The sequence below is a fragment of the Kitasatospora sp. NPDC088351 genome, assembly GCF_040685575.1.
GTDB lineage: Bacteria > Actinomycetota > Actinomycetes > Streptomycetales > Streptomycetaceae > Kitasatospora.
Window position 1 is genome coordinate 152,460 of sequence record NZ_JBFBIL010000009.1, and the last position, 10,690, is coordinate 163,149.

The window sequence follows — 10,690 nt, forward strand, 5'->3', positions numbered from 1 at the left end:
CCCCGCCGGGCTGTCCGCCCCCTCGGCCACGTGTCTGTTCCGGCCGCGCGCCTGTTTCGGCCACGGCCGGCTTCCGAGCGCGGTCAGCTTCCGAGCGCGCTGAGCGCGAAGGCCCGGGTGCCCGCGACGTGGCGGCGGGCGAGGTCGGCGGCGGCCTGCGGGTCGCGGGAGCGGATGGCGGCGAGCAACTGCTCGTGCTCGGTGCACATCGGGGAGGTGCTCTCGGGGCCGGAGGTGAGCCGGAAGAGGCGGCGCAGCCGGCCGTCGAGCGGGGCCATCATGTCCTGGAGCAGCGGGTTGCCGGAGAGCTCGACGATCGCCCGGTGGAAGTCGGCGTTGAGGCTCACGGTCTCGCGCAGCCGCCCCGCCTCGGCGGCCTTCCTGGTCCGGGTCAGGATGCGTTCGAGGGACTTGAGGCCCGCCGGGGTGGCGTGCTGGGCGGCCAGTTGGGCGGCGAGGGCCTCCAGGGACTCCCGTACGGCGAAGAAGTGCTCGGCCTCGGCGGGGCCGAACTCGGCGACCACCGCGCCCCGGCGGGCCTGGACGGTGAGGAAGCCCTCCTGCTCCAGCCGCTGCATGGCCTCGCGGACGGGGACACGGGAGACGTTCATCGTCTCCGCCAGCTCGCGCTCCACGAGCCGTCGGCCGGCCGGGTACTCGCCCTCGATGATCCGTTCGCGGAGCTGGACGTAGACGAGGTCCCGGAGCGACTGGTGGGCGTCGCCGGGGGTGTCGGGCATCGGGGCTCCAGTCGGGTGGGGGACCGCGCGGGCGGTGGGGGCAGTGCAGATCATTTCAGATCCGTTCGCCGGGCCCGGTGCCGGATCTGGTCCGCGGTGTCGGTGCGGTACCGGTGCGGATCCCGTGCCGGGGCCTGCTCGGGATCCGACCCGGGATGTCGGTCGGCAGCCGGCTCCGGCTGGCTCCATCTCGCTTCGGTCTCGCTTCCGGTCTCGTTTCGGATCCGTTGTCGGACACCTCTTGTTTGGTATTCGGTATACCAGCTAGCGTGCCCGTGTGACCCCCACCTCGCCCCTTCGCCCCGCCCTCCTCCTGGACGCCACCCTGCCCGACGGCACCGCGGCCGACGTCCACCTCGCCGACGGCCGGATCGCCGCCCTGACCGCGCCCGCCCGGCGTGCGCCCGAGGCCGCCGGCCGGGGCCTGCGGCTGGACGGCGCGCTGCTGCTGCCCGCCCTGGTGGACGGGCACGCGCACCTGGACAAGACCTTCCTCGGTGCGCCCTGGCAGCCCCATCGTGCCACCGCCGGTCTCCGGACCCAGATCGCCTCCGAGCGGGAGCTGCGCCGCGAGGTCGCGGCGGCCGTGCCCGTCGCCGACCGGGCCGAGGCGCTGGCCCGGCGGATGGCGGCGCTCGGCACCGGGTACGTCCGCTCGCACGTCGACGTGGATCCGGACACCGGGCTCGACCACCTGCACGCCCTGCTGGAGGTGCGCGAGCGCGTCCGGGACGTGATCGGTATCCAGCTCGTCGCCTTCCCGCAGAGCGGGGTGGTGACCGCCCCCGGCGTCGCCGACCTGCTGGACGCGGCACTGCGCGAGGGCGCCGAGCTGATCGGCGGCCTCGACCCGGCCGGTTTCGACGGCGACGTGGACGGCCAGCTCGACATCGTCTTCGGCCTCGCCGAGCGGCACGGCGCCGGCGTGGACATCCATCTGCACGACGGTGGCCCGGTCGGTGCCTCCCAGCTGCGTGACATCGCCGACCGGACGGCCGCCCTCGGGCTCGGCGGACGGGTCGCGGTCAGCCACGCGTACGCGCTCGGGAGCGGTCTCGACTCCTCTGAACTCATGCTCACCGTACAGAAGCTGGCGGACGCCGGGGTGGCCGTGATGACCAACGGCCCGAGCCGCTCGATGCCGCCCGTGAAGCTGCTGCACGAGGCCGGCGTCCGGGTCTTCGCCGGCTCCGACAACATCCGTGACGCGTGGTGGCCGTACGGCACCGGGGACATGCTCGAACGCGCCACCGTCATCGGCCTCCAGGGTGAACTGATGACCGATCAGGAGCTTTTCCTCGCAGCGGACTTGGTGACGGAGAACGCCGCGGTGGCGCTCGGGCTGGCCGACTACGGGCTCGCCGTCGGCGCCCGTGCCGACCTGGTGGCGATCGCGGCCGGATCCGTCCCCGAGGCCGTCGCGGCGCACCCCGAGCGGCTGCTCGTCCTGCACGGCGGCCGGGTCGTCCTCGACCGCACGCCGCGGACCTGACCTTTCCTTTCTCGCCTTCCCCTCTTCCCCTCTTCCCCCTTCCCCCTTCCATCCGTTGGCCGGGCCCCACCCCGGTCGGCGGACCCCGCACCCCCCGCCCCTGCCGGAAGGACGCCCCCACCGTGAATGTCTCCGCAGAAAGATCCCAGGCCATCGCCCCGCCGGCCGGCCCGCAGTCGGCCCGGCAGTCGGCCCCGCAGTCGCCGCAACGGCTCGCGGGCGGCCTGATCGGCACCACCGACCTGGTCTTCTTCGTGGTCGCCGCCGCCGCGCCGCTCACCGTCCTCGCGGGCATCGCGCCCTTCGCGATCGGCGTCGGCGGTGCCTCTGCCCCCGCCGCCTACCTGATCTCGGGCGTGCTGCTGGTCCTGTTCGCGGCGGGCTTCACCGCGATGAGCCGCTACGTGCGCAACGCGGGCGCCTTCTACGCGTACGTCGCGCGCGGCCTGGGCCGGACGTTCGGCGTCGTCACCGCCTATGTGGCGGTGGTCTGTTACAACCTGATCACCCCGGGCGTGGCCGCCGCCTTCGGCTACTTCGCCGCCGGGCACATCGAACAGCGCACCGGCACGCACGTGCCGTGGTGGCTGTTCTCGGGCGGCTGCGTCGTGGTGGTCGGCGTGCTGGGCTGGCTGAAGGTGACGCTCAGCGCCAAGGTGCTCGGCGTCGCGCTGGTCCTGGAGGTGCTGGCGCTGCTGGTGATGGAGGGCGGGGTGCTCGCCGACCGGGGCACGGCCGCGCTCGACCCGGTCTCCTTCGACCCCTCGCTGCTCACCCAGGGCGGGGTCGCCGGGATGTTCGTGCTGGTCATCGGCGCCTTCACCGGTTTCGAGGCGACGGCGATCTACGCCGAGGAGGTGCGTGACCCGCGCCGGACGGTGCCCCGGGCGACGTTCATCGCGATCGGCTTCCTCGCCGTCTTCTACGCCCTCGGCACCTGGATCGTGATGGGCGCCTACGGGACGGACCAGGCCGTGGCGGCGGCCCGCGCCGCCGAGGGGCCGGACCTCACCTTCACCGCGGCCGAGCGCTTCGTCGGTGTCTGGCTCTCGGACTCGATGCACGTCCTGATCGTGGTCTCCGCCTTCGCCTCCGCGCTCGCCTTCCACAACGCGGCCGCCCGCTACCTGTACGCGCTCGGACGGGAGGGGCTGCTGCCGCGCCGGCTCGGGCGGGTGTCGGGCAGGTTCGGCTCGCCCGGTGCGGCGGTCGTGGTGCAGAGCTCGTTCAACGCGCTGGTGGTGCTGCTGGGCGCGGTGCTGGCGGCGGATCCGTATCTGGTGGTGCTGATGTGGTCCAACAGCATCGGTGTGCTCGGCATCATGGCGATGCAGGCACTGGCGGCGGTCGCCGTGTGGGCGTTCTTCCGGCGCGACCGGCGCGGGATGTCGGCGCTGCGGGTGGTCTGGGCGCCGCTGCTGGCGGCGGCCGGGCTGGCCGTGCTCACCGTCCTCGCCGTCTTCAACTTCGGTCTGCTGACCGGGGCTTCGGACTTGGTGAACGCGCTGCTGCTGGTGCCGCTGCCGTTGGTCGCGCTGGCCGGGTTCGCGGTGGCGCGGCACATCCGGCGGACCGATCCGGAGCGGTTCGCGCGGTTGACCGAGGTCGATGTCGAGCGTGGCTGACCCGGTGCGGTCCCCCTCCGCGCGGAGGGGGACCGCCGTCCGGTCTCAGCCCTCGAAGCGGCCGTCCCGGGCGACCACCCGTCCGGCGCGGACGACGAGTTCGCGCCTCGGCAGGTCCACCACCACCTGTGGCAGGCACCCGCCGTCGACCAGCATGAAGTCGGCCGGGGAGCCCGGCGTCAGGTCGGCGGCCGGCAGTCCGAGCAACTCGGCGCCCCCGGCGGCGGCGAGGGCGAAGCAGTCGGCCAGCTCCGCGTCCGTGCGGGCGTCGGTGGTCCAGCCGAGCAGATGCGCGCGGTGCAGCATGTCGGCGTTGCCGAACGGGCTCCAGGAGTCCCGCACGCCGTCCGAGCCTAGGCCCACCTTGACCCCGTGGGACGCCAACTCCCGGAACGGCAGCACCTGGTGGGCGGAGGGCGCGACGGTGGTCAGGCCGATGCCGGCATCGGCCAGCAGCTCGGCCAGCTCACTGAGCGCGCCGCCGGACAACTCCGGCACGCAGAACGCGTGGCTCACCACGACCCGGCCGCCCAGCCCGGTCGCCTTCGTCCGGGCGGCGATGTCACGCAGCGGGGCGAGGCCCCGGTCGCCGGTGTCGTGCAGGTGGACGTCCAGCTGGAGTCCGTGCTTCTCGGCGAGGCCGAAGACCTGGTCGAGCTGGGCCGGGCCTTCGCCGTCCTCGCCGACCCCGTCGAACCCGGCCGGGTCGATCCCGCCCACCGCGTCGATCAGCCCGCTCGCCGCCGCCTCGGCGAGCAGCGCCCCCGCCCCCGGCGTCCGCCGCACCCCGTGCTGCGGGAACGCCACCACCTGCACGTCCAGCGCCGGGCCCAGCCGCTCCCGTGCGGCGGCCAGCCCCGTCACGCCCGCCAGTCCGTACGCGGGCGCCACATCCACGTGCGCCCGCACCGCGCGCGTCCCCTGGGCCACCGCGTGCGCGAGCAGCCGGCCCGCGCGCTCGGTGAGCGGCGTCCGCTGGTGCTCGTACAGCTCCACATCGCCCCGTACGTACTCCGGCAGCCCGCCGGCCGGGCGCCGGCTGTACCAGGGCTCGCCCCACGCGGTCTTGTCCGGGTGGATGTGGGCGTCCACCAGCGTCGGCAGCGCGATCCGTCCGCGCCCCTCCACCACCTCCACCCGGGAGCCCTCCGGCACCGCGGCGACCAGCAGGCCGTCGACGGCGACCAGGTCGGCGACGGCGGCCGCGCCGAAGGGGCGGACGTCGCGGAAGACGGTAACGGTGGGTGGGGTCATGATTTCTCCTGGTTTGGGGTGTTTTGCGGTCGGCACCAATCAACCCGACGGCGAGGTGGTTCGTCAACTCCCTTTTGCAATAGGGGAGATGGTGGTCGGCCCGGTCGCGCCCGGCCGGTGGGTGGCCGGGGGAGCCGGTCGGCGGTCGGGCGACAAGTGACAACTAACAGATGACAGATGACAGATAACGGATAACAGAATCTGAAATCTGTCATCCGTTATCTGTTCCCCGTTCCCTGCAGGCGCCCCCGTTCGGCGCAGCAGCGGCGGGCCGAGAGCTGCGGGCGGCCGCATGCTGGGGCGGGGAAGGGGGCCGGCAAGCTGAGGAACGGGATCAACGATGGTCAAGGCGTTGGGGTTCGTCGACTACGGCGGGCCGGAGAATCAGGAGTTCCTGGACCGACCGGTGCTGGAGCCCGGACCGGGCCAGTTGGGAATCACCGTGCGGGCGGCCGGGGTGAACCCGGTGGACTGGAAGATCCGCACCGGACGGCTGGGGAAGAACCGTACGCTCCCGGCCGTGCTGGGGCAGGAGGCGGCGGGGGTGGTGGAGCGGGTCGGTCCAGGGGTGGAGGGCTTCACCCCGGGAGACGAGGTGTTCGGTCTCGCGGCCGCCGGCGGCTACGCGGAGCAGACCCTGCTGCTCGCCGCGATGAGCGCGCTGCGGCCGCTCGGGGCCGGGTTCGATCAGGTGGCGGCACTGCCGGTGGCGGCCGCGACCGGGGACGACGGAGTGCGGGACGTCGGGCTCGGTTCCGGCCGGACGCTGCTGATCCTCGGCATCGCGGGCGGCGTCGGCAGCGCCGCCGCGCAGATCGCCCGCAGCCGGGGCCTGCGGGTGATCGGCACGGCGAGCGACACCAACCGGGAGTACGTGGAGTCACTGGGCGCGGTGCAGGTGCGGTACGGCGACGGGGTGGCCGAGCGGATCAGGGCCGCGGCGCCGGACGGCGTGGACGGCATCCTCGACCTGGTCGGCGGAGACGATCTGCGGGCCGCCGCCGAGACGCTGGCCGACCGCGCCAAGCTGGTCAGCACCGTGGACCCGGACACCGTCGCCGAGCTGGGCGGGCGGTACATCACCCGCTCCACCACCTCGGAGACTCTCGCCGCGCTGGCCGCCCTGGTGGCCGCCGGAGAACTGGACCCGCACATCACCGGTCGGTACCCGCTGAACCGCGCCGCCGAGGCACTGGCGCTGGTGGAGTCCGGGCACGCGCGCGGCAAGCTCGTCCTGGACATCGGATGAGGCCCCGGACCCCGGCCGAGGAGGAGAGCGGACGATGAAGATCAACGAGGTGACCGTCGGCGGTCCCTGCTGGGTGGAGCACGCCAGCGCCGACCCGGGCGCCGCCAAGCGGTTCTACGGCGAGCTGTTCGCCTGGCGGGCCGAGGCCGGGGAAAGCCCCGGGACGGACGGCTACACCTTTATGACGCTGGACGGCGCGACCGTCGCCGCCGTGACCCCGCTGGAGGGGGAGGGGCAGCCGACGGCCTGGACGGTCTCCTTCGCCGTCACCGACGCGGACGCCTCCGCCGCCAAGGTGGCCGCGGCCGGCGGGAGCGTCCTCGCCGGACCGGCGGACGTGTCGGACCTCGGGCGGTTCGTCCTGGCCGCCGATCCCTCCGGCGCGGTCTTCGCGCTCTGGCAGGCGCGCGGCCTGCCGGGCGTCGGCCTGCTCAACGCCCCCGGCGCGCTGGGCTGGGTCGAACTGCTCACCAGGGACACCGCGGGCGCGACCGCTTTCTACCCGGCCGTGTTCGGCTGGACGGTCAACCCGTCCGACACCTACACCCAGTGGGGCCTGGCCGGCCTGGACTTCGGCGGGATGATGGCGATGGACGAGAACTTCCCGCCGCAACTGCCGCCGTACTGGCTGCCCTACTTCGCGGTCGCGGACGTCGACGGGACGGCCTTCCGGGCCGGCAGCCTCGGCGCCGATGTGCTGATGCCGCCGACCTCGGTGCCGGACGGCCCGCGGATCGCGGTCCTGCGGGACCCGGTGGGTGCGGTGTTCGGCGTCTACCCGGCAGGCACCGAGGGCTGACCACCCGCGCCGCCCGTACCGTCCGTATCACCCACGCCGCCCGCACGGCCTGCCCGGTCTGCTCGGTCCGGGCGGTTCGCCCGGCGCGCCCGGTCGCGCCAGAGGGCGACCACCGAACCCGCCGTCACCAGCAGCGCCGCGGCCGGCACCACGTCGCCGACCCGGTCGTACCAGGTCAGCGTGGTGGGCGCGGTCAGCGGCAGCCGCACCGTCAGCGCGCCGGTGCGGTCGGTGCCGAGCCGGGCCAGCTCGCGCCCCTGGGCGTCGAAGGCCGCCGAGACACCGGTGAGCGCGGCCTGGACGGCCGGGCGCCCGGTCTCGGCGGCCCGGATCGCGGCCAGCGAGACATGCTGTTCGGGCGCCCAGGTGTGCTGGAAGGTCGAGGTCGACGACTGGTAGACCAGCACCCGTGCGCCGTCCCGGGCGGCCGTCCGGGACATGTCGGGGAAGGCCGACTCGAAACAGATCAGCGCGCCGACCGGCAGTGGGCCGCCGCCTCGGTCGGTGGCCGGCAGCAGACGGAAGGCGGTGCCGGGCGCCCGGTTCTCCCCCGCCGCCCGGCTGACACCGGCGATCCAGCCGAGCACCGGCCGCAGCGGGATGTACTCGCCGAACGGGACCAGCCGGATCTTGCGGTAGCGGTCCACGATGCCGGTCGGCGAGACCAGGACGGCGTCCTTGGAGATCCGTCCGTCGGCCTTGCGGGCGTCCTCGCCGGCCAGGATCCCGGCGCCGGTGTCGGCGGCGAGTCGGCGGAGCCGGGCCAGTGCGGCGGGGTCCCGGTCCAGGTCGGCGGTGGTGCTGCTCTCGCCCCAGACGATCAGGTCGACGGGTCGCCCGCCCAGGGCGGCGGTGGCCTCGGCACTGGCCTCGAACCGGGCCTGCGGATCGTCGACGATGCCGGGCTGGACGAGTGCGACCGTCACCGCCCCGGTACGGGCGGGCGCCGTGCGCAGCGCGAACAGCAGCGGCCCGGCCGCCAGTACCACGACGGTGGCCAGGGCGGCGAGGGCGCGCGGTCGCCACCCGGTGGCCGTCAGGACGATCAGCACCCCGGTGTTGACGGCCACGACGGCGGCGCTGACCAGCCAGATCCCGCCGGCCGAGGCCAGCGCGAGGACGGTCGGGTGCTGCCACTGGGTGGCACCGAGCAGTGCCCACGGGCCGCCGAGCGCGTGCCAGGACCGCGCGTACTCGGTGGTCAGCCAGACCGCCGGGACGACCACCAGTGCGAGCATCGCCCGACGGGCGGTCAGCGGCGGGTGCAGCAGCCGGTGGACGGCCAGGCCCACCCCGGCCTGCAGGGTGCCGAACAGCACCGCGAGCACCGGCAGCGCCGGTCCGACGGACGGGATCAGCCAGTACATCGTGGTGAGGATGAACCCGGCCCCGAACCACCACCCGCGCACCGCCGCCTCCCGCGCCCCGGGCGCCCGCTGCATCAGCAGCAGCCCGGGCACCAGCGCGACCCAGGCCAGCGAGGCCAGTCCGGGGGCCGGAAACGCCAGCACCGGCACCGCCCCGGCCGCGAGCGCCGCCACCCGGGCCCGGTACCGCCGCCCCCGGCCCGAACGGTCCGAACGGCCCGCCGTGTCAGGCCTGCTGGGGACGGGCCTGCTGGGGACGGGCCCGGCAAGGGCGGGACGACTGGCGGCGGGGCGGCGCGACATGTCCCGCATTGTCCACTTCGGAGCCGATCGCTGCCAGATGTCGGTCCACGGCGACACGCGTAGGCCCAGCCCGCTACCACGAGGAATGAAAGGGCGAAAGGGGCGAATCGGCAAGATCGTCAGCTGCTCAGGAAGGCAGATGAATTGAGGTCAGTCGAGGTGTCCCGCCATGCGGGTGATTGGTCCGGGCGAACGGGGTGACCGCAGTCAAATTCGTGTACGAATTGGGAAGTGGAAGCACGAGGTGCAGCCGCACGGGGGCTGAAGCAGTATTTCCAGGACGGGCTGAACTAGATCGAGAAGTTCAGCTGGATCAATTACAATAATTGCGCCGGAATGTATTTCGTGACCGAAGGGTCGGGGCGCGAGATGCTGGCCGACTTTACGCATCTGCAAGGCATGCAGATGGATGACCCGTCATCGAAGAGCCTCGTTGGCAAGTGGAAGGAAGACCTCGGTCCGAAGGTCATGGCCAACTACAAGGAAGGAGACTGGTCGACCTTCAATAAGTTCTTCATCAGGGAACTGCCTGGTGTGCGGCCGATCGACGGCGAGGACGACCCCAGTGTGGTGGTTGCCCCGACCGACTGTGTCATCAACATGATTGTTGATGAGCTGACGGAGTCGACGCGGATCCCGTGCAAGGGGGTGACCATGAACGTCCGGCAGCTGCTCGACGGCTCCGAGTGCGCGACATACTTCACCCGCGGCAGGCCGGCGAACCCGGGCGGCGGCACGGCCGTGTCGTGCATCCTGATGCCCGACACCTACCACTGGTATCACGCCCCGGTGAGCGGCCAGGTGGTGGAGGCCCGCGATGACATCGGCGGCGACTACTACGGGATGCGGGACTTCCCGGAACTGCTCAACAAGGGAAACGTCGGATATGGGTACGACTACAGCATGTTCGATTACTTCCGCCGTGGGTACGTCATCATCAAAACGCCGCATTTTGATCACAAGGGGAATCCGGACGGTGATGGCCATGTCGCCCTGGTGCCCGTAGGCCTCAACTCGGTCGGCTCCGTGAAGTTCCTCGACAAGTTCAGGGACATCACAAAGGACTCGACTCCGGTCGAGGTGCAAAAGGGCAATCAGATCGGCTACTTCCAGTACGGCGGGTCGTTGAACATCCTGCTGTTCGAGAAGGGGCGGTTCCCCGCACTGCAACTGCTCATGGGGCAGCGCATCGGGGTCCTGGAGGAATCGAGGCGGACCGAGCGTCTCTTCGAAAACTTCCGCCGTACTCGGCCACGGCGTGTTCCGCCGACTTCCTGGCCCTGATTCCGAACGGAAGGTGAACCATGTCTCGCAGCCCCGTGTGCAAGATCCCCGCCAACGTCTCCAGCGCGCAGGCGATCCACTTCTACCCGACCCCGAAAATCCCGATGATGCCGACGTCCAGAAGAAGGTCCGCTCCTACGCCGGATATACGGACGTCGACGGCCCGGGCGCAGCGAAGAGTCATTTTTTCTACTGGTTCTTCGAAAGCCAGACCTGCGACCCCAACCTCGACCCCAAGGACCAGCAGGACCTGATCGAAAAAACGCCGCTGCTGATCTGGCTCAACGGCGGGCGTCTGGAAGCAGGCACAGGGGAACCCGAAGGGGTTCGTCCGCACCCTCAAAAACGTGACGCAGGTCTCTCTGCCCGACTCCGGACACGAAGTGCCAGCCTACCAGCCGCAGATCTGCCGGGAAATGCTCTACACCTGGCTCTCCGACCTTCCCTTCCACGGCCAGAACCCCGAGAGCGTGGCCCAGGACATCCTTGACCGGGCCCAGAAGGACGCCGACAACGAAACGGGATGAGCAACACCTGGGCGCAGCCGGGGGCCACGAGAACCGGCGCCGGTCCACCA

The 10,690-nt window shown here is 72.1% G+C and carries 8 protein-coding genes and 2 pseudogenes; 7 read left to right on the top strand and 3 right to left on the bottom strand.

Translation table 11 applies throughout. From position 1 onward, the window contains the following. Positions 1-83: 83 nt before the first annotated feature. Positions 84-740: a GntR family transcriptional regulator gene (locus AB0P06_RS10140; RefSeq protein WP_363606536.1), complete on the bottom strand. Its 657-nt coding sequence runs from the start codon at positions 738-740 to the stop codon at positions 84-86. Positions 741-1,017: 277 nt separating this feature from the next. Here AB0P06_RS10140 and AB0P06_RS10145 point away from each other — a divergent pair, with 277 nt between their 5' ends. Further along, on the top strand, positions 1,018-2,232 hold the full coding sequence (locus tag AB0P06_RS10145; protein WP_363606538.1) for an amidohydrolase family protein: 1,215 nt from the start codon (positions 1,018-1,020) through the stop codon (positions 2,230-2,232). 122 nt (positions 2,233-2,354) lie between these two features. After that, the gene (locus tag AB0P06_RS10150) at positions 2,355-3,857 is read left to right on the top strand and encodes an APC family permease (RefSeq protein WP_363606540.1); all 1,503 of its coding nucleotides are present in this window, start codon (positions 2,355-2,357) and stop codon (positions 3,855-3,857) included. A gap of 45 nt (positions 3,858-3,902) precedes the next feature. On the opposite strand, the gene AB0P06_RS10155 is transcribed toward AB0P06_RS10150, so the two are convergent. After that, a complete protein-coding gene (locus tag AB0P06_RS10155) occupies positions 3,903-5,111 on the bottom strand; it encodes an amidohydrolase (RefSeq protein ID WP_363606542.1) in 1,209 nt (402 codons plus the stop codon). A gap of 340 nt (positions 5,112-5,451) precedes the next feature. Between AB0P06_RS10155 and AB0P06_RS10160 the strand changes: the two genes are divergently transcribed. Beyond that, positions 5,452-6,360, top strand: a complete 909-nt coding sequence (locus AB0P06_RS10160; RefSeq protein ID WP_363606544.1) for an NADP-dependent oxidoreductase — start codon at positions 5,452-5,454, stop codon at positions 6,358-6,360. 34 nt (positions 6,361-6,394) lie between these two features. Beyond that, on the top strand, positions 6,395-7,159 hold the full coding sequence (locus AB0P06_RS10165; RefSeq protein WP_363606546.1) for a VOC family protein: 765 nt from the start codon (positions 6,395-6,397) through the stop codon (positions 7,157-7,159). Here AB0P06_RS10165 and lnt read toward each other — a convergent pair. Continuing rightward, a complete protein-coding gene (gene lnt / locus AB0P06_RS10170; protein ID WP_363606548.1) occupies positions 7,135-8,700 on the bottom strand; it encodes an apolipoprotein N-acyltransferase in 1,566 nt (521 codons plus the stop codon). The two genes, AB0P06_RS10165 and lnt, sit on opposite strands and share 25 nt — an antisense overlap. A 465-nt stretch (positions 8,701-9,165) precedes the next feature. Between lnt and AB0P06_RS10175 the strand changes: the two genes are divergently transcribed. The 3 genes and pseudogenes from AB0P06_RS10175 to AB0P06_RS10185 all read left to right on the top strand — a co-directional run. Continuing rightward, positions 9,166-10,113: a phosphatidylserine decarboxylase gene (locus AB0P06_RS10175; protein WP_363606549.1), complete on the top strand. Its 948-nt coding sequence runs from the start codon at positions 9,166-9,168 to the stop codon at positions 10,111-10,113. A 37-nt stretch (positions 10,114-10,150) separates the two neighbouring features. Beyond that, a pseudogene (locus AB0P06_RS10180) lies at positions 10,151-10,393 on the top strand (hypothetical protein); the annotation flags it as partial. A 31-nt stretch (positions 10,394-10,424) separates the two neighbouring features. Further along, positions 10,425-10,640: pseudogene (locus tag AB0P06_RS10185) on the top strand (hypothetical protein); the annotation flags it as partial. Between the last annotated feature and the right edge of the window lie 50 nt (positions 10,641-10,690).